The organism is Mesorhizobium huakuii (assembly GCF_014189455.1).
GTDB lineage: Bacteria > Pseudomonadota > Alphaproteobacteria > Rhizobiales > Rhizobiaceae > Mesorhizobium > Mesorhizobium huakuii_A.
This window is the reverse complement of the sequence record NZ_CP050296.1, coordinates 2,698,105-2,723,239: the sequence shown is the minus strand read 5'-3', so window position 1 is coordinate 2,723,239 and position 25,135 is coordinate 2,698,105. Positions and strand designations below refer to the sequence as shown.

25 protein-coding genes and 2 pseudogenes are annotated in these 25,135 nt (G+C 64.1%); 16 read left to right on the top strand and 11 right to left on the bottom strand.

Annotated features, from left to right (window positions below; all coding sequences use genetic code 11):
• Positions 1-213: 213 nt before the first annotated feature.
• The 6 genes from HB778_RS43450 to HB778_RS13490 form a co-directional block, all read right to left on the bottom strand.
• A complete protein-coding gene (locus tag HB778_RS43450) occupies positions 214-762 on the bottom strand; it encodes a hypothetical protein (RefSeq protein WP_183464341.1) in 549 nt (182 codons plus the stop codon).
• A gap of 12 nt (positions 763-774) precedes the next feature.
• Entirely contained in the window at positions 775-2,115 is a 1,341-nt protein-coding gene (gene mtaB, locus HB778_RS13510; protein ID WP_183464340.1) for a tRNA (N(6)-L-threonylcarbamoyladenosine(37)-C(2))-methylthiotransferase MtaB, read from the bottom strand.
• Positions 2,115-2,999 carry a diaminopimelate epimerase gene (gene dapF / locus HB778_RS13505; RefSeq protein ID WP_183464339.1) on the bottom strand — a complete coding sequence of 295 codons (885 nt, stop codon included), beginning with the start codon at positions 2,997-2,999 and terminating at the stop codon, positions 2,115-2,117. Before dapF ends, mtaB begins: the two co-directional genes overlap by 1 nt.
• A 122-nt stretch (positions 3,000-3,121) precedes the next feature.
• Entirely contained in the window at positions 3,122-3,283 is a 162-nt protein-coding gene (locus tag HB778_RS13500; protein WP_010912345.1) for a DUF1328 family protein, read from the bottom strand.
• Between the two features lie 98 nt (positions 3,284-3,381).
• Positions 3,382-3,948: a hypothetical protein gene (locus HB778_RS13495; RefSeq protein WP_183464338.1), complete on the bottom strand. Its 567-nt coding sequence runs from the start codon at positions 3,946-3,948 to the stop codon at positions 3,382-3,384.
• A gap of 69 nt (positions 3,949-4,017) precedes the next feature.
• Entirely contained in the window at positions 4,018-5,037 is a 1,020-nt protein-coding gene (locus HB778_RS13490; protein ID WP_183464337.1) for an MBL fold metallo-hydrolase, read from the bottom strand.
• Positions 5,038-5,318: 281 nt separating this feature from the next.
• On the opposite strand from HB778_RS13490, the gene HB778_RS13485 reads away from it, so the two are divergent.
• Together HB778_RS13485 and zapE are read left to right on the top strand one after the other, a co-directional pair.
• Positions 5,319-5,858: a protease inhibitor Inh/omp19 family protein gene (locus HB778_RS13485; protein ID WP_183464336.1), complete on the top strand. Its 540-nt coding sequence runs from the start codon at positions 5,319-5,321 to the stop codon at positions 5,856-5,858.
• A 79-nt stretch (positions 5,859-5,937) separates the two neighbouring features.
• Positions 5,938-7,161 (top strand): cell division protein ZapE, encoded by a 1,224-nt coding sequence (gene zapE, locus HB778_RS13480; protein WP_183464335.1) that lies wholly within the window; start codon positions 5,938-5,940, stop codon positions 7,159-7,161.
• Between the two features lie 5 nt (positions 7,162-7,166).
• On the opposite strand, the gene HB778_RS13475 is transcribed toward zapE, so the two are convergent.
• Positions 7,167-7,505, bottom strand: coding sequence for a hypothetical protein (locus HB778_RS13475; protein ID WP_183464334.1), 339 nt, complete (start codon positions 7,503-7,505; stop codon positions 7,167-7,169).
• A 47-nt stretch (positions 7,506-7,552) separates the two neighbouring features.
• Complete coding sequence (locus HB778_RS13470; protein WP_432421249.1) at positions 7,553-7,924, bottom strand: GNAT family N-acetyltransferase; 372 nt, start codon at positions 7,922-7,924, stop codon at positions 7,553-7,555.
• A gap of 283 nt (positions 7,925-8,207) precedes the next feature.
• Here HB778_RS13470 and mdh point away from each other — a divergent pair, with 283 nt between their 5' ends.
• The 12 genes and pseudogenes from mdh (at position 8,208) to HB778_RS13410 (ending at position 20,770) form a co-directional block, all read left to right on the top strand.
• A complete protein-coding gene (mdh, locus tag HB778_RS13465; RefSeq protein ID WP_183464332.1) occupies positions 8,208-9,176 on the top strand; it encodes a malate dehydrogenase in 969 nt (322 codons plus the stop codon).
• A gap of 50 nt (positions 9,177-9,226) precedes the next feature.
• Complete coding sequence (gene sucC, locus HB778_RS13460; RefSeq protein WP_183464331.1) at positions 9,227-10,420, top strand: ADP-forming succinate--CoA ligase subunit beta; 1,194 nt, start codon at positions 9,227-9,229, stop codon at positions 10,418-10,420.
• Between the two features lie 4 nt (positions 10,421-10,424).
• Positions 10,425-10,796 (top strand): cupin domain-containing protein, encoded by a 372-nt coding sequence (locus tag HB778_RS13455; RefSeq protein ID WP_183464330.1) that lies wholly within the window; start codon positions 10,425-10,427, stop codon positions 10,794-10,796.
• A 3-nt stretch (positions 10,797-10,799) separates the two neighbouring features.
• A complete protein-coding gene (locus HB778_RS13450) occupies positions 10,800-11,297 on the top strand; it encodes a DUF1579 family protein (protein ID WP_183464329.1) in 498 nt (165 codons plus the stop codon).
• Between the two features lie 12 nt (positions 11,298-11,309).
• Positions 11,310-12,212 (top strand): succinate--CoA ligase subunit alpha, encoded by a 903-nt coding sequence (gene sucD, locus HB778_RS13445; protein WP_183464328.1) that lies wholly within the window; start codon positions 11,310-11,312, stop codon positions 12,210-12,212.
• A 132-nt stretch (positions 12,213-12,344) separates the two neighbouring features.
• Positions 12,345-15,332 carry a 2-oxoglutarate dehydrogenase E1 component gene (locus HB778_RS13440; RefSeq protein WP_183464327.1) on the top strand — a complete coding sequence of 996 codons (2,988 nt, stop codon included), beginning with the start codon at positions 12,345-12,347 and terminating at the stop codon, positions 15,330-15,332.
• Between the two features lie 31 nt (positions 15,333-15,363).
• Positions 15,364-16,646, top strand: a pseudogene (odhB, locus tag HB778_RS13435) (2-oxoglutarate dehydrogenase complex dihydrolipoyllysine-residue succinyltransferase).
• Between the two features lie 77 nt (positions 16,647-16,723).
• Positions 16,724-17,191 carry a hypothetical protein gene (locus tag HB778_RS13430; RefSeq protein ID WP_183465077.1) on the top strand — a complete coding sequence of 156 codons (468 nt, stop codon included), beginning with the start codon at positions 16,724-16,726 and terminating at the stop codon, positions 17,189-17,191.
• On the top strand, positions 17,188-17,943 hold the full coding sequence (locus HB778_RS13425; protein WP_183464326.1) for an SDR family oxidoreductase: 756 nt from the start codon (positions 17,188-17,190) through the stop codon (positions 17,941-17,943). The genes HB778_RS13430 and HB778_RS13425 overlap by 4 nt, the downstream gene beginning before the upstream one ends.
• A 23-nt stretch (positions 17,944-17,966) precedes the next feature.
• Positions 17,967-19,376, top strand: coding sequence for a dihydrolipoyl dehydrogenase (gene lpdA, locus HB778_RS13420; RefSeq protein WP_183464325.1), 1,410 nt, complete (start codon positions 17,967-17,969; stop codon positions 19,374-19,376).
• Between the two features lie 97 nt (positions 19,377-19,473).
• Positions 19,474-19,908: a hypothetical protein gene (locus HB778_RS13415; RefSeq protein WP_183464324.1), complete on the top strand. Its 435-nt coding sequence runs from the start codon at positions 19,474-19,476 to the stop codon at positions 19,906-19,908.
• A 385-nt stretch (positions 19,909-20,293) separates the two neighbouring features.
• Positions 20,294-20,770, top strand: coding sequence for a DUF2867 domain-containing protein (locus HB778_RS13410; RefSeq protein WP_183464323.1), 477 nt, complete (start codon positions 20,294-20,296; stop codon positions 20,768-20,770).
• 3 nt (positions 20,771-20,773) lie between these two features.
• On the opposite strand, the gene HB778_RS13405 is transcribed toward HB778_RS13410, so the two are convergent.
• Positions 20,774-21,844, bottom strand: a complete 1,071-nt coding sequence (locus tag HB778_RS13405) for a TraB/GumN family protein (protein WP_183464322.1) — start codon at positions 21,842-21,844, stop codon at positions 20,774-20,776.
• A 61-nt stretch (positions 21,845-21,905) separates the two neighbouring features.
• Positions 21,906-22,843 (bottom strand): annotated as a pseudogene (locus tag HB778_RS13400) (tyrosine recombinase XerC).
• 119 nt (positions 22,844-22,962) lie between these two features.
• On the opposite strand from HB778_RS13400, the gene rimM reads away from it, so the two are divergent.
• Positions 22,963-23,562: a ribosome maturation factor RimM gene (rimM, locus tag HB778_RS13395; RefSeq protein WP_183464321.1), complete on the top strand. Its 600-nt coding sequence runs from the start codon at positions 22,963-22,965 to the stop codon at positions 23,560-23,562.
• Positions 23,559-24,257, top strand: coding sequence for a tRNA (guanosine(37)-N1)-methyltransferase TrmD (gene trmD, locus HB778_RS13390; RefSeq protein ID WP_183464320.1), 699 nt, complete (start codon positions 23,559-23,561; stop codon positions 24,255-24,257). Before rimM ends, trmD begins: the two co-directional genes overlap by 4 nt.
• Here the strand turns inward: trmD and HB778_RS13385 are convergent.
• Positions 24,239-24,991, bottom strand: coding sequence for a sulfite exporter TauE/SafE family protein (locus tag HB778_RS13385; RefSeq protein WP_183464319.1), 753 nt, complete (start codon positions 24,989-24,991; stop codon positions 24,239-24,241). The two genes, trmD and HB778_RS13385, sit on opposite strands and share 19 nt — an antisense overlap.
• Positions 24,992-25,135 lie beyond the last annotated feature (144 nt).

Here is a 25,135-nt window from a genome sequence, read left to right as displayed (position 1 = left end):
CCGGCAGGCGGATGAGGGGCGGCGCTAGCCTCGGAAGTTGGCTGCACGACAGGTGAAGCCGGTGGCGGCACCTCGATCGGTGTTGGCGTCTCCGTTGGAACCTCGGGTGGCGCGGGCACTTCGATCGGCGCCGGTTCCGGCTGCCTTTCCGGACGCGGCGGCGCAATCTCCGGCTCGGCTGGCGCGGGAGCCGGGACTTCTTGCGGCTGCGGCTCAGGGACGGGTTCCGGAGCGGCCGGGGAAGCGGAATTTCGCGGGTGCCGGCGGCTCCGGAGGCTGTGGCGCGGGTGCCGGCTCCTCGACCGGCGCCGGCTCAGGCAGCGGTTCCGGTTCAGACGGAACGGCCGGCTCCGGCTGAGCCGGAATGGTCGGCGCGGGCTCGGGTGTTGGCTCTTCGGGCGCCGGCTGAGGCGCGCCCTTTACCTCCCCCTCGATGGGGGAGGTCCCAAGCATAGTTTGGGGGTGGGGGTGACTGGCGCCGGCGTCGGCGCTGTCACCCCTCCCCGCCACTTCGTGGCGACCCTCCCCATCGAGGGGAGGGTGGGGTGCTGGTTCTGGCTCGGTCGGCGCTATCGGCGCAAGTTCCGCCTCAGGCTGCGCCTCGTCGCGCTTCAAGAACTCCGGAACGACCTGTTCGGCTGCCGGCTTCAGCGCATCGAGCTGGTCCCATTTGATGGGCGGCAGCGGGGCGGTCTCGTCAACGCGCTCCTCGACGACCTCTTTCTTGCCGAACGAAAATATCTTCTTGAAAAAACCAGCCATGCTTTGCGTTTCTCAGGCGGCGCGTGCGGCAAGCGGGGCTGCGGTCAGCCTGATACCATCGTGGCCAGTAATTGTCGCTTCGACGATCTCGCCCGGCGCGCCCGTGCCGAGCGCGGCGAGCGTGAAACCTTCGGTGCGGCCAAGCCCATCGCGCTCGATCAGGATCGACTGGCGCGTTCCGGGCAGCGAGGACAGATGGCGCCGATACGCGGCTTCGCCGGCGGCGCGCAGCCGGGCAGCGCGCTGCTTGACCACCTCGCGGCGGACCTGCGGCATGCGCGCGGCGGGCGTGCCTTCGCGCGGTGAAAACGGGAAGACGTGGAGGTGGGTCAGGCCGCATTCCTCGACGATTTTTAGCGAGTTCTCGAACATGTCGTCGGTCTCGGTCGGGAAACCGGCGATGATGTCGGCGCCGAAGACGATTGCAGGGCGCAATTTGCGCACGTCCTCGCAGAAGCGGATCGACTGGTCGCGCAGATGGCGGCGTTTCATGCGCTTCAAGATCATGTCGTCACCGGATTGCAGCGACAGATGCAGGTGCGGCATCAGCCTGGGTTCGGTGGCGATGGCGTCGAGCAAATCCTCGTCGGCCTCGATCGAATCGATCGAGGATAGCCGCAGGCGCTTCACGTCGGGCACCTGTTTCAGAATGGTCTTGACCAGTCGGCCGAGCTTGGGCGCCCCCGGCAGATCGGCGCCGAAGCTGGTCATGTCGACGCCGGTCAGCACGATCTCGGCGTAGCCGTTGCCGGCCAGCCGCTTGACCTGCTCGACCACGGCGCCCATCGGCACCGAGCGCGAATTGCCGCGGCCGTAAGGGATGATGCAGAAAGTGCAGCGATGGTCGCAGCCATTCTGCACCTGGACGAAGGCGCGGGCCCGGCCCTCGATGGCGTCGACCATGTGAGAGGCCGTCTCGCGCACCGAAAAAATGTCGTTGACGCGGGCCTTCTCGGTGTCGTTGACGCCGAAATCCGGCAGCGCGCGGTACGAATGCGCCTTAAGCTTCTCTTCATTGCCAAGGACGAGATCGACCTCGTCCATGGTGGCGAATTTTTCAGGCTCGGTCTGGGCGGCGCAGCCGGTGACGATGATGCGCGCCTGCGGATTGTCACGGCGCGCCTTGCGGATCGCCTGCCTGGCCTGGCGCACCGCCTCGCCGGTGACGGCGCAGGTGTTGAAGATCACGGCGCCACCTTGCAGCGCGCCGAGACCGGCACTTTCGGCCTCGCGCCGCATCACTTCAGATTCATAGGTGTTCAGCCGGCAGCCGAAGGTCACCACGTCAATGCGGCTGGGGGCATCGGAAAGGGAGCCGTCGACATCAGGGCTCTTGGACAGAGCAACCGACATCAGGCCGCGCTTTCGGTGTCGCGGGCCCAGGCGCCGGTCGAGGGATCGAAACTGCCGGAAAATTCCCATTCGGCCGCACCCGTCAGGATGACGTGGTCATCGTCGCGCCATTCGACATGCAGCGTGCCGCCGCCGGGGGTCAAAAGGTTGACGCTGCGGCCGGTGCGCCTGGTGCGGGCCGCGGCGACCACGGATGCGCAAGCGGCTGAGCCGCAGGCCTTGGTCAGGCCGGCGCCGCGCTCCCAGGTGCGGATGATCATGGTTTCGGGCGAGGTCACCTGGGCGATGGTGATGTTGGCGCGCTCGGGAAAGATCGGGTGGTTTTCGAGCAGCGGGCCGAAGCGTTCGAGTTCGTAGGACCAGACGTCGCGGTCGACCCAGAAGATGGCGTGCGGATTGCCCATCGAGACAGCGGAAGGCGAATGCAGCACCGGCGCGTCGATCGGGCCGATCTGCAATTCGATCATGCGGGTGTCGCGGAATTCTTCGGCCAGCGGAATCTCCTGCCAGCCGAAATGTGGGATACCCATGTCGACTGAGATCGAGCCATCGGCATGTTCCCTGGCATTGAGAATGCCGGCGCGGGTTTCGAAGGTGAAGGTCTTTTGCCCGGTCTCGGCGGCGAGCGCCTGGACGACGCAGCGCATGCCGTTGCCGCAGGCCTGTGCACTGGTGCCGTCGGAATTCAGGATGTCGACATAGTAGGCGGTGCCTGCTGTCTTCGCATCATGGATCGCCATGATCTGGTCGAAGCGGGTCGCGGCATCTCCGTTCAGCGCAAGGGCGGCGGCCGCCGTTACCTGATCGGCACGGCCGCGCATATCGGCAACGATGATCTCGTTGCCGATGCCGTTCATCTTGGCGAAAGGGGCAGTGCTTGCCATTGCTCCGCGAAATTCCGTGTCTGTTTGGCGCTATATGGCGGAAACGGGCGGGAATTACCAGTGCGCAGGCATGTTCAGTCACGGCGAAGGTGCCGGACCTAGTCACGGCGGAGATGCCGGACTTAGGTCACGGCAAAGATGCCTAGCACCACCAGCAGGAAGATGACGAGAACGATGCCGATGAGAATGCGCGCGCCGGTGGCGGCGGCTCCGGCCAGCGCCGGCATGCCGAGCAGGCTCGCCGCGGCGGCGACGATGAGCAGGATGATGATCCATTTGATCATGGGAATGCCTCGCAAGCCGACAGATTTGAAACCGCATGAGGAACGCTTCTGTCGTGCCTGGGTTCCCGCCGGTTGCGAGGCGATGTCCGTGGCAGAAACTAGCCGGCGATCTCGATGTCGGTGCTGAACGGCGCCGTCTTGGTCGAATTCTGGTCATGCATGAGGAAGTTGCACTTATATTTCCCCGCCGGCAGGCCATCGAGGGACAGGTCGAGCTTGAAGAAGAGTTCGCGGTTGTGCGAGCGGGAAGCGACCTGGACGCTGCCGATCTTTTCGAAGGTGCCCAAAGCTTCGCCCGTGTCGGAAAGCACAGTGAGGTCGACGGAAAGCGCGATCTGGCTGTTGCCGAGGCCGTCCGAGCCATAGCCATAGCCGACCGGCTCCATATAGAGCACGACCTTCTCGCCGGGTTTGTAGATGTGATTGGCACGCTCGCTGTAGATGCCGAAGCCGCCGGCCGAATCGACCTGTTTGACGTTCTCCACGGCGAGCGGCATCGCTTGCCACAGCGCCTCCTCGGCGCTGTGGAATTTCTCCAGTGCGCCGGCGCCGTCGCCCGCTTGCAGCGCCTTTTCGGCATCGGCGGCGCGATCGGCGATTTCACCCGCGAAAGCCGCCGGCGCCGAAATTGCCAGTGCCATCAGTGCTGCAACGATCGATTTCATCTGAGGTCCCCTTTTTGCTGGCCGGACCATCGGCGAAAATGATGGTGCCGTAAATGGCCAATGCAGAGTTTAGCCATGCTCTATCTGCGGCACGTCCCAGATTTCGCCGGGTTGCAAGGCGCGAAAGTGCTCTTGAGGCATGCCTTCGGCGTCCATCGCCTCGGCCAGTTTCCGCACCGGCTCGTCCATCGGCTCGTCGGTGAGCTGAAAAGTGCCCCAGTGGCAGCCGGCAGCGAAGGCGGCGTTGCACAGTTTCATGCCTTGCACCGCCTCCTCCGGGTTCTGGTGCTGCGGCGCCATGAACCAGCGCGGCTCGTAAGCACCGATCGGCAGGATGGCGAAGCGGAAGCCGCCATGTTTCTCGGCCATCAGCCGGTAGTTGACGCCATCGTGGAAGCCGGTATCGCCGGCGAAATAGAGTTTGCCGCCCGGCGTCTCGATGACAAAGCCGGCCCACAGCGCCATGCGGCGGTCGCGGGCGCCGCGCGCCGACCAGTGATGCGCCGGCTCGATGTGGACGAAAACGCCATTGCCTACATCGACCCTGTCGCCCCAGTCATACGCCGACAGCCGCATATCAGGAACCGCCTCACCGATCAGCACATCGTTGCCGAGCGGCGTCACCACCAGCGGATCATGTTTTTCCCTGAGCCGCTTCAGCGTGGCGAGGTCGAGATGGTCGTAATGGTTGTGGCTGACCAGAACGAGGTCGATCGGCGGCAGGTCGTCGAAGGCGATGCCTGGCGGATTGACGCGTTTTGGCCCGGCGAAGGAAAACGGCGAGGTGCGTTGCGACCAGACCGGATCGGTGAGGATGTTCAGCCCGGCGGTCTGGATCAGCAGCGTGGAGTGGCCGACCATGGTCACGATCAGATCAGAGCCGTCTACCCGCGCGGCTGGCTTTACCTGCGGAAAGAGGCTCGGACTGGTCGCCGGCCATTTCGCGCGCTGGCCGTTGAACTGCCATTTCAGCAGATCGGTGAAGCGGCCGGGCATCTGGCCGCCGGGATTGAAAAACAAGGTGCCATCGAAATGGTCGCTGGGCGGACCGCTGTAATAGCGGTTGGCGGCTTTCTTTCTCGCGGCCAAGGTCTGTGCTCCAGCGGTTTCGGCAGCTAGACATAGGTTCTGCGCCGGTTGGCGCAAGCATTTGCGGGGCGAATGCGGGAACGAGCGCTGTAGTGGCCGAGATCCCCGGACTTGAGCGACGAGGCAGGTACGGCAGGTCGAGATTGCGATAAATTTGCAACAATCTTGCCGCAAACCCTATTTTAACCATATCGGGTTGAAATTTCGCCACCTTCTCCATCTTGGTGGAGGGTGATATTGCGCGGACGGCATCCCCCAAGCCGGATCCGACGGAGGTTGTAATGAATTTTTCGAAAAGCGGTCTGGTGGCCGTATCGCTGGCTGCGCTCGTTGCGAGTGGCTGCTCGACCACACGCTTCTCGTCGATGGACGACCAGCAGCCGGCGCCGCTGCAGCCGGCGCCGGCCGGCCAGGTGACCTCCAACCAGCTGCCGCCGCCGGCCGCGCCCGGAACCACCGACCCGTCGAAATTCCCGACCGCACCGGCAAACACGCAGGTTGCGTCCTTGCCGCCTGACGGCGCGGCGCCCGCCGGCGCCTCGGATCTCAACGCGGCAGCCGTCGCTGGCGTCTGGAACGCCAGCGTTTCCGGCCAGAGCTGCAAGATCGCGACGCCGCAGACCAAGTTCGGCGCCGGCTTCCGCGCCGGGCCGCTGCATTGCCCGGCACCGATCGACGGCATCAAATCGTGGAACGTCGCCGGCAAGCAGCTGACGCTTTACGATGAGAATGGCGGCTCGCTGGCGCGGCTCTATTCCTCGGGCGGCTCGAAATTCGATGGCCAGACTTCCAACGGTCAGCCGATATCGCTTACAAGATAGGCCCGACCTCCCCAGTGCGTGTCGCACAAACGGCCCCGGTTTCGGGACCGCGACACGCATAGAACAAACGACGTGACCGATGCATCTGCGTGACGGCCTCCAGACCCATGCGACCGTCAGGCAGCGCTACGACCATCTGGTGGAAACCGGCGCGGTCGAACGCGACTTGGCACAGGAACGCATCGCCGCCGCGCTCGACCGGCTGACCGATGAAATCTCGGCCAAGCGGCTGGCGCACAAATCGAGTGCGCTGGGCTGGCTGTTTGCCCGCAAGCGCGAGACGCGGGACATCGTCAGGGGTCTCTACATCCATGGCGGCGTCGGTCGCGGCAAGACCATGCTGATGGACATGTTCTTCGAGCTGCTGCCGGTCCGGCGCAAGCGCCGCGTCCATTTCAACGACTTCATGGCCGATGTGCAGGACCGTATCCAGAAGCACCGGCAAGCGCGCAAGAATGGCGACGCCAAGGAAGATGACCCGATCCCGCCGGTGGCCAAGGCACTGGCCGAACAGGCCTGGGTGCTGTGCTTCGACGAATTCTCGGTCACCGACATCGCCGACGCGATGATCCTGTCCAGGCTGTTTTCGGCGCTGTTCGCCAATGGCGTCGTGCTGGTCGCCACCTCGAACGTGGCGCCGGAAAATCTCTACCGCGACGGGCTCAACCGCCAGCTGTTCCTGCCGTTCATAGGCATCCTGGAACGGCACACCCACATTCTGTCGCTCGACAGCGACAAGGATTACCGGCTGGAAAAGCTCGCCCGCACGCCGGTCTATGTCACGCCGGCCGACGACGCGGCCGACCGGGCGCTCGGTGAGGCCTGGCGGACGATGACGCGCGGCGCGCCGACGGCCGCGACCTCGCTGACCCTGAAGGGCCGGCAAGTGGCGGTGCCGGCCGCCGCCGGCGACGCGGCGCGGTTTTCCTTCGCCGATCTCTGCGAAAAACCGCTCGGCGCACGGGATTTCCTGGCCATTGCGGGGCGCTTCTCGACTGTCTTCATCGATCACGTCCCGGTGTTGGGCGAAGGCAAACGCAATGAGGCCAAGCGTTTCATCCTGTTGATCGACACGCTCTACGACCACCATGTGCGCCTGGTGGTGAGCGCCGAGGCCGCGCCGCAGGAGCTGTATGTCGCCAAGCGCGGCGTCGAGGTGTTCGAGTTCGAACGCACGGCATCGCGATTGATCGAGATGCAGAGCCGCGACTGGCTGGAAGACTGGGTGGAGCGGCGGAAGGCGAAGGATCCGGCGAACAGGTTCGAAGGTCTGCACGGTGAGCCCCCTACCGCTATCGGCTGAGCCCTTCAGGCCGGTGGCAAGGTTCCGGCTACAACTGTGTAGTGATCGACGAATTCGGATTTCTCCAGGAGATAGCGATCATCTTCCGGGTAGTAGCGGGCCAGTTCCGGTGCGTCGCCGGCAAAGCCTCGGACGGCGTCCATTGATGACCACCAGCTCAATGTGACGATCTCCGTCGTCCCGTCGCCACGATCACGCATAAGCATCTGGAAGCCGCGATTGCCTGTCGTGGCCGCGTAATCGAGGCCCCCGGTCCTCCCAACATAGGCGGCATAGGCAGCGCGATCCTGTGTGCGGATGATGGATGACCAGCGACGCAGAATGAGAGGTTCTGTTTCGGTCATGGCTAACTCCTTGTTGTCGTGGTCGCAAAGCGACCCATCTGCATGGTCTAGAGCCTGTAAACGTACATCACGAACGGCTCGGCCACTGAATCGCGCGATTCGTAGAGCGCTCGGGCCGCGAGATTATCTGGCTCAGTGCCGACCCAGGCCTCTTCGCAGCCATGCTCCCTGCCGATCGCGAACATCGCGTCGAGCATCTTTCGCGCAATGCCCTGGCGCTGGAATGCGGGCGATACGCCGACCTCGTCGATGTAGAGTTCGCTGAGCTTGTCGGGATGGCGGTGGATCACCGCCGCGCATTGTCCGACAATCAGGCTGTCAGCCAAGGCCACGATCATGAAATGGCCTGGTTGCCTGAGATAGGCTGCCAATCGATCTGGCCTGACCGGCTCGTCGAACACATCCTCGGCAACCGGCATCACAAGGGCGTCATCACCCGCTTCAAGCCTTCTGATTGACACGGTCATTGTGTAAATTCTCCCAAGTCGGCTTACAAACTTTGACGTTTACGTAAATCCCAAACCATCTAACCGATTGAAAATGCTCACTCCAAAATAATCGTTTGAATTTATCTTGCACCGGGGCTATTGGGTGCGGCGAAATCTCACGGGTTTCCGCAGCATTCCGGCCTCTTCCTCGATGCCGTCATCAAGTCACTAAAGACTTGAGGCACCGTAACAGACAAAGGGAAAATATCCTCACATGGCACGCAACAAGATAGCGCTTATCGGCTCGGGCATGATCGGCGGCACGCTGGCCCACATGATCGGCCTCAAGGACCTCGGCGACGTGGTTCTGTTCGATATCGCCGAGGGTATTCCGCAAGGCAAGGGGCTCGATATCGCGCAGTCGTCGCCGGTCGATGGTTTCGACTCGCGGCTGACCGGTGTCAATGACTATGCCGGCATCGAGGGTGCCGATGTCTGCATCGTCACCGCCGGCGTGCCGCGCAAGCCGGGCATGAGCCGCGACGACCTGCTCGGCATCAATCTCAAGGTCATGGAACAGGTCGGCGCCGGTTTGAAGAAGTATGCGCCAAAGGCCTTCGTCATCTGCATCACCAATCCGCTCGATGCCATGGTGTGGGCGCTGCAGAAGTTTTCCGGCCTGCCCAAGACCCATGTCGTCGGCATGGCTGGCGTGCTCGACAGCGCGCGCTTCCGTTATTTCTTGGCCGAGGAATTCAAGGTTTCGGTCGAGGACGTCACCGCCTTCGTGCTTGGCGGCCACGGCGATTCCATGGTGCCGATGATCCGCTATTCCACGGTCTCGGGCATTCCGTTGCCCGACCTCGTCAAGATGGGCTGGACCTCGAAGGAAAAGCTCGACCAGATCGTGCAGCGCACCCGTGACGGCGGCGCCGAGATCGTCGGCCTGCTCAAGACCGGCTCGGCCTATTACGCGCCGGCCGCGTCGGCGATCCAGATGGCCGAAGCCTATCTCAAGGACAAGAAGCGCGTGCTGCCCTGTGCCGCCCACCTCTCCGGCCAGTATGGCGTCAAGGGCACCTATGTCGGCGTTCCCGTGGTGATCGGCGCCGGCGGTGTCGAGCGCATCATCGAGATCGACCTCAACAAGAGCGAACAGAAGATGTTCGACAGCTCTGTGGCGACCGTGCAGGGCCTGACCGAGGCCTGCGTCAAGATCGCGCCGCAGCTCGCCTCGAAGTAAACCCCAGCCAAAAGACAACCCCGGCAAAAAAGACTTGGAGATCGTTCCCAATGAACATCCATGAATATCAGGGCAAGGCGCTGCTGAAGAGCTTTGGCGCGCCGGTGGCCGAAGGTGTGCCGGTGTTCAAGGCAAGCGAGGCGGAAGCCGCCGCCAAGGCGCTGCCCGGCCCGCTCTATGTGGTGAAGAGCCAGATCCATGCCGGCGGCCGCGGCAAGGGCAAGTTCAAGGAACTGTCGCCCGACGCCAAGGGTGGCGTGCGGCTGGCCAAGTCGGTCGCCGACGTCGTCGCCAACGCCAACGAGATGCTCGGTCACACGCTGGTGACCAAGCAGACCGGCCCGGCCGGCAAGCAGGTCAACCGCCTCTATATCGAGGACGGCGCCGACATCGAGCGCGAGCTCTATCTGTCGATCCTGGTCGACCGCTCGGTCGGCCGTATCGCCTTCGTCGTCTCGACCGAAGGCGGCATGGACATCGAGGCGGTCGCCCACGACACGCCGGAAAAGATCATCACCGTCGCCATCGACCCGGAAAAGGGCGTCACATCAGCCGATCTGAAGGCGCTCAACGGCGCGTTGAAGCTCGACGGCGACGCGGCCAAGGACGGCGATACGCTGTTCCCGATCCTCTACAAGGCCTTTGTCGAGAAGGACATGAGCCTGCTCGAGGTCAATCCGCTGATCGTCATGAAGAACGGCCGGCTGCGCGTGCTCGACGCCAAGGTGTCGTTCGACAACAACGCGCTGTTCCGCCACCCGGACGTGCTCGAACTGCGCGACACCACCGAAGAGGACGAGAAGGAGATCGAGGCGTCGAAATACGACCTCGCCTATGTCGCGCTCGACGGCAATATCGGCTGCATGGTCAACGGCGCCGGCCTTGCCATGGCGACGATGGACATCATCAAGCTCTATGGTGCCGAGCCCGCCAACTTCCTCGATGTCGGCGGCGGCGCGTCGAAGGAGAAGGTGACGGCGGCGTTCAAGATCATCACCAAGGATCCGGCCGTCAAAGGCATACTGATCAACATCTTCGGCGGCATCATGAAGTGCGACATCATCGCCGAGGGCGTCATCGCCGCGGTCAAGGAAGTCGGCCTGAAAGTGCCGCTGGTGGTGCGCCTCGAAGGCACCAATGCCGAGCTTGGCAAGAAGATCATCAACGACAGCGGCCTCAACGTCGTGTCGGCCGATGATCTCGACGACGCGGCCAAGAAGATCGTGGCGGCGGTGAAGGGCTGAGCCTGTGCCCCCGCGCAAGATAAACCTCGTCGAGGCGGCGGACGCGAAGATCAAGAAGGTCTTCGATCCGCATATCGCCGGCGACGTCAATGACAGCCAGGCGAAGGTTGCCAAGTTCGGCGAGATTTTCGACTGGCATGCGCATGATCATGAGGACGAAGCTTTCCTCGTGCTGCGCGGTCGCATTGCTATCGATTTCCGCGACGGGCCGGTCGAGCTTGGCGAGGGCGATTTCATCGTCGTGCCGCGCGGTGTCGAGCACCGGCCGCGTTCGCTCACCGCCGAGCCTGTGGTGCTGATGTTCGAGCCGTCGAGGACGCTCAACACCGGCAACGCCAAGAGCGATCTCACCGTCACCGATCTGAAGCGGCTCTGACCGATGAACGCTGCGTCCTTCTCATCGCTTTCCGCCGATCACCAGCGCCTGCAGGCGCTGGTCGGCGCGTGGCGCGGCGAAGAAGAGGTGGCGGACACACAATGGGCCGACGGCGGCCCGGCGACTTCCGAAGTGCTGGCAGAGGCTCAGTTCGGCGGCCTGTTCGTGGTGCAACGCTATCGCCAGCGCCGCGACGGCACGATTTCCTTCGGCGCGCACAGCGTGTTCGGCTTCGACCAGCAAAATGCCGTCGTCACCATGCATCAGTTCGACTCGATGGGCTTCGTGCCGGCCTCGCCGGCCACAGGCACGTGGACCGGCAGCGAGCTCAATCTGGAGCGATCGTCGCCGCGCGGCTCCGCACGCGTGACGTATATTTTTGACAATGCCGACACCTACCGCATGCGACTGCATTTCAAACCCGCCGGCAGCGATGGCTGGCAAGACATGGTGAGCGGCGTCTACCGGCGCGTCTCGCCTTCCTCGATCAACAGTCTTTAGAAAAGGGCTCCGATGTCCATTCTCGTCGACAAGAACACCAAGGTGCTGGTGCAGGGCCTGACCGGCAAGACCGGCACGTTCCACACCGAACAGGCGCTGGCCTATCACGGCACCAAGATGGTGGGTGGCATCCATCCCAAGAAGGGCGGCGAGACCTGGACCGGGTCGAAGGGCGAGAGCCTGCCGATTTTCGCCACCGTCGCCGAGGGCAAGGAAGAGACCGGCGCCAACGCGTCGGTCGTCTATGTGCCGCCGGCCGGTGCCGCCGAAGCGATCCTGGAAGCGATCGAGGCGGAGATACCGCTGATCATCTGCATCACCGAAGGCATTCCGGTGATGGACATGATCAAGGTCAAGGCGCGGCTCGACCGCTCGACTTCGCGACTGATTGGCCCGAACTGCCCGGGCGTGCTCACCCCCAACGAGTGCAAGATCGGCATCATGCCCGGAAACATCTTCCGCAAGGGCTCGGTCGGCGTTGTTTCGCGCTCGGGAACTCTTACCTATGAGGCCGTGTTCCAGACCACCAATGTCGGCCTCGGCCAGACCACCGCCGTCGGCATTGGCGGCGACCCGGTCAAGGGCACCGAGTTCATCGATGTGCTCGAGATGTTCCTGGCGGACGACGAGACCAAGTCGATCATCATGATCGGCGAGATCGGCGGTTCGGCCGAGGAAGACGCCGCGCAGTTCCTCAAGGACGAAGCCAAGCGTGGCCGCAAGAAGCCGATGGCCGGCTTCATCGCCGGGCGCACGGCGCCGGCCGGCCGCACCATGGGCCATGCCGGCGCGGTCATCTCCGGCGGCAAAGGCGGCGCCGAGGACAAGATCGCGGCGATGGAATCGGCCGGGATAAAAGTATCGCCCTCGCCGGCACGGCTGGGTACGACCTTGGTCGAGGCGATCAAGGGTTAAAGTGAGTAGCGAGTAGTGAATAGCGAATAGGGAAGAACAGGGTAACGAGGCGAGCACGGGAAATCCCTACTCGCTATTCGCTACTCCCTATTCGCTCCAACAGGAGACGGAGCGCGGCTCCGCTGAAACGACATGGCAAGACAAGATCAGGCCAACGACCAATTTTCGCTCACCTCATTCCTCTATGGCGGCAACGCCGATTACATCGACGCGCTCTATGCCGCCTATGAGGACGACCCGGAATCGGTCAATCCGGAGTGGCAGGAGTTCTTTGCCGGGCTGAAGGACGATGCCGGCGATGTGCGCAGGAATGCCAAGGGCGCTTCCTGGGCCAAGCCCTCCTGGCCGCTGCAGGCCAATGGCGAATTGGTGTCGGCGCTCGACGGCAATTGGGGCATTGTCGAGAAGCATCTGGAGAAGAAGGTCAAGGACAAGGCGGTCACCAACGGCGTCGTGCTCTCCGATGCCGATGTGCACCAGGCGACGCGCGATTCGGTGCGCGCCATCATGATGATCCGCGCCTACCGCATGCGCGGCCATCTGCACGCCAATCTCGACCCGCTCGGCATCGCCAAGCCGCTCGAGGACTACAACGAATTGTCGCCGGAGAATTACGGCTTCACCGCAGCCGATTACGACCGGCCGATCTTCCTCGACAATGTGCTCGGCCTCGAATTCGGCACCATCCGGCAGATGCTGGAGATCCTCACCCGCACCTATTGCTCGACGCTTGGCGTCGAATTCATGCACATCTCCGATCCCGAGGAGAAGGCCTGGATCCAGGCGCGCATCGAGGGCGCCGACAAGGAAATCTCCTTCACCGCCACCGGCAAGAAGGCGATCCTGCAGAAGCTGGTCGAAGCGGAAGGCTTCGAGCAGTTCATCGACGTCAAATACAAGGGCACCAAGCGCTTCGGCCTCGACGGCAGCGAAGGCCTGATCCCGGCGCTGGAGCAGATCATCAAGCGCGGCGGCCAGCTTGGCATGAAGGAGATCGTGCTCGGCATGGCGCATCGCGGCCGGCTGAACGTGCTTTCCCAGGTGATGGCGAAGCCGCACCGCGCCATCTTCCACGAGTTCAAGGGCGGCTCGGCCGCCCCCGACGAGGTCGAAGGCTCGGGCGACGTGAAGTACCATCTCGGCGCCTCGTCGGACCGCGAGTTCGACGGCAACAAGGTGCATCTGTCGCTGACCGCCAACCCGTCGCACCTGGAAATCGTCGATCCCGTCGTGATGGGCAAGGCGCGCGCCAAGCAGGACTATCTGTTCGGCCGCGGCCGCGAGGAAATCGTGCCGCTGGAGGAGCGGGCCAAGGTGCTGCCGCTGCTGCTGCACGGCGACGCCGCCTTCGCCGGCCAGGGCGTGATCGCCGAAATCCTCGGCCTGTCGGGCCTGCGCGGCCACCGCGTCGCCGGCACGCTGCACTTCATCATCAACAACCAGATCGGCTTCACCACCAATCCGCGCTTCTCGCGCTCGTCGCCCTATCCGTCGGATGTGGCCAAGATGATCGAGGCGCCGATCTTCCACGTCAATGGCGACGATCCGGAAGCCGTGGTCCACGCCACCAAGGTGGCGATCGAATTCCGCATGAAGTTCCACAAGCCGGTGGTCGTGGACATGTTCTGCTATCGCCGCTTCGGCCACAATGAGGGCGACGAACCGGCTTTCACCCAGCCGATCATGTACCGCAACATCCGCACCCATAAGACGACGGTGCAGATCTATGCCGAGCGGCTGATCGCCGAGGGCCACATCACTCAGGCCGAACTCGACCAGATGAAGGCCGACTGGCGCGCGCATCTGGAATCCGAATGGGAAGTCGGCCAGCACTACAAGCCCAACAAGGCCGACTGGCTCGATGGCGCCTGGTCTGGCCTGCGCACGGCCGACAACCAGGACGAACAAAGGCGCGGCAAGACCGCCGTGCCGGTCAAGGTGCTGAAGGAAATCGGCAAGAAGCTGACCGAGGTGCCGAAGGGTTTCGAGGCGCACAAGACCATCATCCGCTTCCTCGAAAACCGCCGCGAGGCGATCGAGTCCGGCGAAGGCATCGACTGGTCGACGGCCGAGGCGCTGGCTTTCGGCGCCATCCTGCTCGACGGCAATCCGATCCGCCTGTCGGGACAGGATTCCGAGCGCGGCACCTTCTCGCAGCGCCATTCGGTGCTCTACGACCAGCGCGACGAGACCCGCTACATCCCGCTCAACAACCTCTCGGCGGCACAGGCCGGCTACGAAGTCATCAACTCGATGCTGTCGGAAGAGGCGGTGCTGGGCTTCGAATATGGCTACAGCCTGGCCGAACCGAAGGCGCTGACCTTGTGGGAAGCGCAGTTCGGCGACTTCGCCAACGGCGCCCAGGTGGTGTTCGACCAGTTCATCTCGTCAGGCGAGCGCAAGTGGCTCAGAATGTCGGGCCTCGTCTGCCTGTTGCCGCATGGCTATGAAGGCCAGGGTCCGGAACATTCCTCGGCCAGGCTCGAGCGCTTCCTGCAGCTTTGCGCCGAAGACAATATGCAAGTGGCCAACTGCACCACGCCGGCCAACTACTTCCACATCCTGCGGCGGCAGCTGAAGCGCGACTTCCGCAAGCCGCTGATCCTGATGACGCCGAAGTCGCTGCTGCGCCACAAGCGGGCGGTGTCGACGCTGCCGGAAATCTCGGGCGAAAGCTCGTTCCACCGGCTGTTGTGGGACGACGCCCAGCTGTTGCCCAACCAGGCGATCAAGCTCACCAAGGACAGCAAGATCCGCCGCGTCGTGCTGTGCTCGGGCAAGGTCTATTACGACCTCTATGAAGAGCGCGAGAAGCGCGGCATCAACGACATCTATCTGCTGCGCGTCGAACAGCTCTATCCGTTCCCGGCCAAGGCGCTGATCACCGAACTGTCACGTTTCCGCAACGCCGAGATGGTGTGGTGCCAGGAGGAGCCCAAGAACATGGGTGCCTGGTCGTTCATCGACCCGTATCTGGAATGGGTGCTGGCACATATCGACGCGAAGCATCAGCGGGTGCGCTACACCGGCCGGCCGGCGGCCGCGTCGCCGGCGACCGGCTTGATGTCCAAGCACCTTGCCCAGCTCGCCGCCTTGCTCGAAGACGCGCTCGGCGAATAAAGAACAGAACCGACAAGAACGGACAGGCACAATGGCTACCGAAATCCGCGTTCCCACTCTCGGCGAATCCGTCACCGAGGCGACCATCGGCAAATGGTTCAAGAAGGTCGGCGATGCCATTGCCGTCGACGAGCCGCTGGTCGAGCTCGAAACCGACAAGGTGACGGTGGAAGTTCCAGCCGCCGCCGCCGGCACGCTGGGCGAAATCACCGCCAAGGAAGGCGAGACGGTCGCTGTCGGCGCTTTGCTGGGTTCGATCTCGGCAGGCGGCGCCGCTGCCCCGGCGACCAAGCCGCAGGCGGTGTCGCAGGCCTCGTCGCCGGATGCGGCGCAGACCACCAAGCAGGCCGCGGCCGAGACAGCCAAGATTGCCGGCGATGCCGGAGCGGTCGAGCCGCGCTCGATGCCGCCGGCGCCGGCCGCGCAAAACTGATCGCCGAGAACAATTTGTCGGTCGACCAGCTTTCCGGCTCGGGCAAGCGCGGCCAGGTGCTCAAGGGCGACGTGCTCGACGCCATCTCCAAGGGTGCTCCGTCGCAGCCGGCCGAGACGCCGAAGGCGGCTCCGGCACCTGCACCGATCGCCTTGCGTGCGCCATCGTCCGGCGACGATGCCTCGCGCGAAGAGCGCGTGCGCATGACCAAATTGCGCCAGACAATTGCGCGCCGCCTGAAGGAAGCGCAGTCGACCGCCGCCATGCTCACCACCTTCAACGAGGTCGACATGTCAGCGGTGATGGCGCTGCGCACCAAGTACAAGGACGTGTTCGAGAAGAAGCACGGCGTGAAGCTCGGCTTCATGGGCTTCTTCACCAAGGCCGTCACCCACGCGCTGAAGGAAATCCCGGCGGTCAATGCCGAGATCGACGGCACCGACATCATCTACAAGAATTTTGCTCATGTCGGCGTCGCCGTCGGCACCGAGAAGGGCCTCGTCGTGCCGGTCGTGCGCGATGCCGACCAGATGTCGATCGCCGAGATCGAGAAGGAAATCGGCCGGCTGGGCATCGCCGCGCGTGACGGCAAGCTGTCGGTCGCCGACATGCAGGGCGGTACCTTCACCATCTCCAATGGCGGCGTTTACGGCTCGCTGATGTCGACGCCGATCCTCAACGCGCCGCAATCGGGCATTCTGGGCATGCACAAGATCCAGGACCGGCCGGTCGTGGTCGGCGGCCAGATCGTCATCCGGCCGATGATGTATCTGGCGCTGAGCTACGATCACCGCATCGTCGACGGCAAGGAAGCGGTGACCTTCCTGGTGCGCGTCAAGGAAAGCCTGGAGGATCCGGAACGGCTGGTGCTTGATCTCTGAGGCGGTCGGATGGCGGCTCACTGCAGAGGCGGCCAATGATGGCCCGTTTGCTTGGGTCCGCCAAACCGGCTGTGCTGATGTCCGGCATGGTGCTTGCCCCTGCAACCGCCCACGCCGCCTGCCCGATCGAGCTCGCCGTCTATGGCGATGGCCAGAGCGGCAGTGAGATCGATTTCACCCCGACCGGCACCTCGGCTACCGTCACCAACTCCTTCCGCGTGATCCTCGACAACAATGTGGTGCTCAACGGCATCGTCATGTGGAACGAAGGTGTTTCCAGGCCGAATGGCACGCTGATGTACAAATGCCCCGAGGGCGACACCACCGGCGCCGAGCTTGCCGCCTGCACGCTGTGGAATGGTGTCATCTACACCTCGGATGACAAGGGCAGCATCGGATTCTTGCCGGCGCAGGGCGTCGAGGCGCCGAAGACGCTGATCCTGCCCGATCTCGGCCCGGTGTTGCATCAGTCGACCGCCCATGGTGGCGGCGGCTTTTCGAAAGTGCCGTCGGATGTTTTCACGCTGAAGGGATGCCAGGAATGAGCGAGGCGCAAAGAGTACTGCTGGTCACCGGCGGCAGTCGTGGCATCGGCGCCGCCGTTTGCCGGCTCGGGGCGAAGGCCGGTTATCGCCTGGCAATCAACTATGCCTCGAACCAGGCTGCCGCCGACGCACTGGTCGGCGACATCAAGGCCGGCGGCGGTGACGCTTTTGCGGTCAAGGGCGATGTCGGCAGCGAGGCCGATATCCTGGCCATCTTCGAGGCGGTGGACCGCAGCTGGGGCCGGCTCGACGCCTTCGTCAACAATGCCGGCATTGTCGACGCCAAGGCGCGTGTCGACGAGATGAGCGCGGCCCGGCTGGAGCGCATGATGCGCATCAATGTCGTCGGTTCCATCCTCTGCGCCCGCGAGGCGGTCAAGCGCATGTCGACGCGCCATGGCGGCAAGGGCGGTTCCATCGTCAACCTTTCCTCGGCGGCGGCCGTGCTGGGCGCGCCGGACAATTATGTCGACTATGCCGCTTCCAAGGGCGCCATCGACACGTTCACCATCGGCCTTGCCCGCGAAGTGGCGACGGAAGGCATCCGCGTCAACGCGGTGCGGCCGGGCATCATCGACACCGATATCCACGCTTCCGGCGGACAGCCGGACCGGGTGGCGCTGATCCAGGACACGCTGCCGATGAAAAGAGCGGGCACCGCGGATGAAGTCGCGGCAGCGATTCTCTATCTTCTATCCGACGCCGCATCCTATACGACAGGCGCGATCCTGAATGTCAGCGGCGGCCGCTGAGCGCCAAGCAAAGGGAAACAAACATGGCTTATGACGTCGTTATCATCGGATCGGGACCCGGCGGCTATGTCTGCGCCATCAAGGCGGCGCAGCTTGGGCTGAAGGTTGCGGTGGTCGAGAAGAACGCCACCTTCGGCGGCACCTGCCTCAACATCGGCTGCATCCCGTCGAAGGCGCTGCTTCATGCCTCCGAAATGTTCGCCGAGGCCGGCCATTCCTTCGACACGCTGGGCGTCGAGATCCCGGCGCCCAAGCTCAATCTCAAGAAGATGATGGCGCACAAGGATGCGACGGTGGCGTCCAACGTCAACGGCGTCGCCTTCCTGTTCAAGAAGAACAAGATCGACAGCTTCCGCGGCACCGGCAAGGTGGTCGCGGCGGGCAAGGTCTCGGTCACCTCCGAGGACGGCAAGGTTGAGGAGATCGAGACGAAAAATATCGTCATCGCCACCGGCTCGGATGTTGCCGGCATTCCCGGCGTCAAGGTCGATATCGACGAGAAGGTCATCGTGTCGTCGACCGGCGCTTTGTCGCTGGAGAAGGTTCCCGGTCATCTCGTGGTGGTCGGCGGCGGCGTCATCGGGCTCGAGCTCGGCTCGGTCTGGGCGCGGCTCGGCGCCAAGGTCACCGTCGTCGAGTTCCTCGACACCATCCTCGGCGGCATGGACGGCGAGGTCTCGAAACAGTTCCAGCGGCTGCTCTCCAAGCAGGGCTTCGAGTTCAAGCTCGGCGCCAAGGTCACCGGCGTCGCCAAGGCCAAGAAGGGCGCCAGCGTCACCTTCGAGCCGGTGAAGGGTGGTGCTGCTGCCGAGACCATCGCCGCCGATGTCGTGCTGATCGCCACCGGCCGCCGCGCCTATTCCGACACTCTCGGGCTGAAGGAAGCCGGCGTCGACGTCGATGAGCGCGGCCGGGTCAAGACCGATGCGCACCTCAAGACCAACGTCCCCGGCATCTATGCCATCGGCGATGTCATCGCCGGGCCGATGCTGGCGCACAAGGCCGAGGACGAGGGCGTGGCGGTGGCGGAAACCATCGCCGGCCAGGCCGGCCATGTGAACTACGAGGTCATTCCGAGCGTCGTCTACACCAGCCCCGAAATCGCCTCCGTCGGCAAGACTGAGGAAGAGCTGAAGAAGGCCGGCATCGACTACAGGATCGGCAAGTTCCCGTTCACTGCCAATGGCCGCGCACGCGCCATGCTGCACACGGACGGTTTCGTGAAGATCCTCGCCGACAAGCAAAGCGACCGCGTGCTCGGCGTGCACATTGTCGGCTTCGGCGCCGGCGAGATGATCCACGAGGCGGCGGTGCTGATGGAGTTCGGCGGCTCGTCCGAAGATCTCGCCCGCACCTGCCACGCGCATCCGACGATGTCGGAAGCGGTGAAGGAAGCGGCGCTGGCAACCTTCTTCAAGCCGATCCACATCTAAAGGCGTCCAACGCTTCGTCATCCCATGGCGGAGCAAGGAGCGAAGCGACGCGGCGCAGACCCCCTGGAGCTGCTCCGCAGCCCAAGGGATCCATGCCGTGACTTCAGAGCGTCGCGGCGGTCCAGAGTTCTACTCCGCTGCATTGGTTGATGTCGCGGCATGGATCCTCGGGTCAAGCCCGAGGATGACGAATGTGCGGAGTGCCTGGCACCAGAGCTTCCAACGGCCATCGCCCCAAAAACAAAACGGCCCGCCTTTCAGCGGGCCGTTCGTATTCGATATCGCGCCGATCAGTTGGCCGGAGCAGGAGCCGGTGCTGGCGCAGGAGCCGGTGCCGGTGCCGGTGCCGGTGCGGGCGCAGGTGCCGGAGCGGGTGCTGGGGCAGGTGCCGGAGCGGGCGCAGGTTCGGCTGGCTTCATCGGTTCTGCCGGCGCGGGCGCCGGGGCCGGTGTGCTGGCCGCTGGCGGCTCGGCGGGTGCCGGATGTTCGCCGCTTCTGCCGAAAACGTAATACGCGACAATCGCCAGGATAACGACGACCAGCGCAATCAGCCAGGGGCTGCCGCCCCCGCCGCTTGGCCTGGGAGTGTCGTTCGATGGATTCGCCATAAAAGTGTCCTCCGTGGATGAAAATGATCAATCAACAGCCATCAACGCGCAACCGTTGAATGGGTTTCACGCTAGCGAAGGAAAGCGCCGGAAACGCGGCGTTTGGTCCCCCCGCTGCCATCCGACTCAATTGACGGCGGAGACAGTATAGCCGGCTTTGCGTAAATCTCGACAAGTCCCTCAGGACTGAAAGGTGGCGCCTCCCGCCAGCTTGATTCGAGCACTGATGCCTCGCCGGACTGGCGGCGTTTCGCCACGCAGCGAGCCAAACCAACCGATGCTATCGTTGGTTGTGAGGGAGTTGCCGCTATGACACCCACTGCACAGCCTTTTCCTGATCCCCAAGGCGCTCTTGCCGGCGCTCAGTTCGCCGACCGATATGTGCTGACGACCGAGGGTCTTGCCCTGACTGCCATCGGCGCGGCCGAACGCGCGCTGGGGCGGACACCGCGATGGGTCGGCCGGCTTACGGCGCTGCGCAACCTCGCTGTCAGGCCATTTGGGCTGAAAGGCGGGGCTGACCCCGACGCACCGCCGGAAAGCAGGATCGGCATATTTCCGCTCATCAGCCAGGCGCCCGGCAGGGTCGTCCTTGGCCTGGACGACCGGCATCTCGATTTCCGCATCCTGGTGGAGGTGAACGACCTCGGCGCGGGCCGGCAGGAGGTGGCTGCGTCGACGATCGTGAAGACGCACAATCTGTTTGGGCGGACCTATCTCGCCATCATCATGCCGTTTCACCGGATCATCGTTCCGGCGATGCTGGCTCAGGTCTTGATCAAATAGGGGTTAAAGCCCCACTGCCGTGACAGTATAGCCGGCCTTGCGGAAATCCTCGACCAGTCCCTGCGGACCGGGAAGGTGCAGCGCGCCGACCGCCATGAAGGCATTGCCTTTGGCCAGGATCGGTTCGGCATGATCGACCATCACCTTGTTGCGGCTGGTGATCATGGTCTCCTCGAAGGCCGCATAGCCCGAGGGGTCGTTCTGCTCGTCCGGCATGGCGGCGCGGAACAGCGGCCAGAACATGCCGGTATCGCCGCGCTGGTAGAGCACGATCATGGTCTCGTTGATGTCGTTGACCTTGTCGCCGAGCTTCAGCGTGTCGACCAAGCCCTTCATGTGAAAGGCGAGCGGCAGCGAGGCCATGGCGCGCAGCTGGCTTTCGGCCGTTTCCAACCCTTCCACCGGCTTGCCGGCGGCCTTGGCACTTTCGGCCAGCTTGACGTCGAGCACCGGCGCCCCGCCGGACTGGCGGGCGAGTTCGCAAGCCGGCAGCGCCATCATCGCCGACAGCATCCACGGCTTCATCTTGGCGACCGTCGCCGGCGGAATGCCGCGCGCGTCGAGCGCGGCATTCATCGCCGCCGCTTCGTCCGGCGTCAGCAAGGACGACAGCGTCGTGGAGTCGGTGAACATCATCAGGTCCGGCTCCTTCAGCATCGCCGTCATCATCTTCTGCTTGTCGAGCACGTCGGTGGTTTCGATGATGAGGGTGCCGGCGGCGTCAAAGGCCTTCTGCGCTTCTGGCGGCAGCGTGGTGACGCGCGGGTCGGTCATGTGCATGGTGCCGAACAGATAGGATGGCTGTTCGCCCGATTTCTCCAGCTTCCACAGCAGGCCCTTGCCATTCAGCGTCGCGGCGGCTTCGGCCTCGATCTTGCTGTAGGTGGCAGGGTTGCTCTTCTGCAGGGCCGACAGCATGTCGGCGCCGCTGCAGGTCGGGACTTCCGCATGCGCCCTGCCGGCCGCGAACAGCAGGACGGCAAGGAATGACAGGAAAAACAGCACGTTGAGCGCGACAAGCAGCTTCAGCGAGATGGAAGCTGCGCGGTCGGCGATGGCAATGACACGTTTCATGGCCCCTTTCTAAGGGTGAAAAGCGGCAAAACGGTTAATTGGTAGGTCGAAATTGAAGGGGTTACGCCCTTGGATGGGCCGATTCGTAGATTTCGAGCAGCCTTGCGGTGTCGACGCCGGTGTAGATCTGTGTCGTCGACAGGCTGGCGTGGCCGAGCAGTTCCTGGATGGTGCGCAGATCGCCGCCGCGCCAAGCAGATGGGTGGCGAAGGAATGGCGCAGGGCGTGCGGTGTCGCCGTATCGGGCAGGTTGAGCGCCGAGCGCAGTTTCGCCATGTCGCGCTGGATGATGGCCGGATTGAGCGGGCCGCCGCGCGCGCCGCGAAACAGAAGTTCCTTGGGGTCGAGATGGTAGGGACAGAGCCGGCGGTATTCGGCGATTGCCCTGAGCGCCACCGGCAGCACCGGCACCAGCCGCGTCTTGCCGCCCTTGCCGGTGACGCGCAGCACGGTATCGGCCTCCGAGGCCAGATCGGCGGCCGACAGGCCGAGCGCCTCGGAAATGCGCAGGCCCGAGCCATAAAGCAGCGTCAGCACGGCGGCGTTGCGGGCGGCGATCCAGGGTTCTTCGGCCAGTTGGCCCTCCACCGACACGACCTGTTTGGCGTCGCTCGCCGTCAGTGGTTTTGGCAGCGATTTGGGCTGGCGCGGCGCGCGAAGTGCTGCGGCACCAGCCGCATTGGCGAGACCTCGCCGTTCGAGAAACCGCAGCAGCGAGCGGATGCCGGCCAGCCCACGGCCAAGCGTGCGGGCACCGGCGCCGGCGTTGCGGCGGGCGGCGAGGAAGCCGCGCAAATCGGCCGGACGCAGATTGGCGATGTCGGAAATACCGGGCGAGCCGCCGCAATGGCCGGTGAGGAAATGCAGGAACTGGCGCGTGTCGCGTTCATAGGCCTCGACGGTCTCTGGCGACAGCCGGCGCTCACGCGCCAGCATCTTCAACCAGCTTTCGCGCGCCGCCTGGAGATCGGGTTTCGCCGGGATGAGGAATTCCTGCATGGCGGCATTTTCGGGGATTCGGGTTAGGAAGCGGTGAAGAGCGCGTCATTGAAATGACAAGGGGTGATCATTGAAATGACGCCGGGCTGGGGCTAGAGCAGGCCAAAGGATATTTCGCAATGAGCAAGCCGCAAAACCCTGTCCAGATGGCCGTGATCGGCGCCGCCCACGGCATCAAGGGCGAACTCAGGGTGAAAACCTTCACCGGCGAGCCGATGGCGCTGGCCGATTATGGGCCGCTCTATGCCAGGGATGGCCGTGCCTTCCAGATAACAGACATAAGGCCCGCCAACACGGTCGTCGTGGTGCGTTTCAAGGGCATCAGCGACCGCAATGCGGCCGAAGCGCTCGCCGGCACCGAGTTGTTCGTCGACCGTTCGATGCTGCCGGACGATAGCGAGGAGGACGAATTCTACCATGCCGACCTGGTCGGACTGGAGGTTCGCGACGACACCGGCACTGCGCTAGGCAAGGTGGTCGCGGTGCATAATTTCGGCGGCGGCGACATTCTCGACGTGACGCTTGCCGGGCGCAAGGGCGTGCTGATCCCGTTCACGCAGGCCGCCGTGCCTGATGTGTCGATCGCCGAGGGCTTTGTCCGCGTCGACCCGGTGGCGGCCGGGCTGGTCGAGGACGAGGACGGCGATGCGCCGCGCGAGGAAGACTTCGACCCGAAGGGCAGGCCGCGCGGACCGCGCGACGCCGGGGGTAACCGGTGATTTTTGCCGCGTCGGTACTGACGCTCTATCCCGAGATGTTTCCGGGCGTGCTCGGCCTGTCGCTGGCCGGGCGGGCACTGGAGGCGGGCACGTGGTCGCTTGCAGCGATCCAGATCCGCGATTTTGCCACCGACAAGCACCGCACCGTCGACGACACGCCGGCCGGCGGCGGCGCCGGCATGGTGATGCGCGCCGATGTGCTGGCCAGGGCAATCGACCATGCCTCGCCGCCAGGCGATGCGCGTCCGCGGCTTTTGATGAGCCCGCGTGGCAAACCGCTGACCCAGGCGCGCGTGCGGGAACTGGCCGCCGGGCCGGGCGCCGTCATCCTGTGCGGCCGCTTCGAGGGCGTCGACCAGCGGCTGATTGAGGCCCGTGGCCTGGAAGAGGTCTCGATCGGCGATTTTATTCTCTCCGGCGGCGAGCCGGCAGCACTTGTGCTGCTCGACGCAGTGGTGCGGCTGTTGCCCGGCGTGATGGGCAATGCGGTGTCCGGCGAGGAAGAAAGTTTCGAGAATGGCCTGCTCGAACATCCGCACTACACGCGGCCGCAGGAATTCGAGGGCCGGGAGATTCCCGAGGTGCTGATTTCGGGCAATCACAAGAAGATCGCCGCATGGCGGCGGGAGCAGTCCGAGCGGCTGACCAGGGAGAGACGGCCTGACCTCCTCAGCGCTCAGCCCTTGCCGAAGTAGTAAAAGGCGAGAAACAAGCCGACGGCGACGACGAAGCCGCGCACCACGTTTTGCGGCACGCGCTTGGCGATCCAGACGCCGGCATAGCCGCCGAGCGCGCCGCCCGGGATCATGACGATCGCCTGCGGCCAGGCGACGACGCCGCCGGAGACGAAGACGGCGATGGCGACAGCCGCGATGACCACGGCCAGCATGTTCTTCAGCGCGTTCAGCCGGTGGTAGTCGCCGGCCTGGGTCAGGCCGAGCGTCGCCAGCATCATCACGCCCATGCCGGCGCCGAAGAAACCGCCATAGATGGCGGTGACGAACTGCGCCAGCGAACCGGCGAGCGAGCCGACCGCCGCCTCATGGCCGGGCTTTGGCGCTGGCTTCAGCCACGGCCCAGCGGCAAACAGGGCGGTTGCGCCCAACAGCAGCCACGGCACCAGGGCGCGGAAGGACGGGTTGGACAGCGCCAGAAGGATCAGCGCGCCGGCCAGTGCGCCGATCGCTGATATGGCGCAAAGCAGCAGAGCACCGCGCCAGAAGTGACGGATGTCGGTCCAGTAGGCGAGCGTCGAGGTGATATAGCCCGGGAATTGCGTGACCGAGGAGGTGGCGTTGGCGACGATCGGCGGCACGCCGACCAGTGTCATGGCGCCGAAGGTGATGAAGGTGCCGCCGCCGGCGACCGCATTGGCGGCGCCTGAAAGAAAGCCTGCAAGGAACAGCAGGATGGCGTCGAAGACAGACATGGAATGCCACCGCGGAAAACTGTGCTATGTCAGGCTTAGAAAGCCCCAGAGAGCGGCGCAACCCGGCACGAAGCGATTACGATGGTGCCATGCCAGCAAAAAAGACTCGTGCGCGGGCGTGACAAAGCGCTGAAATAGCTGTAT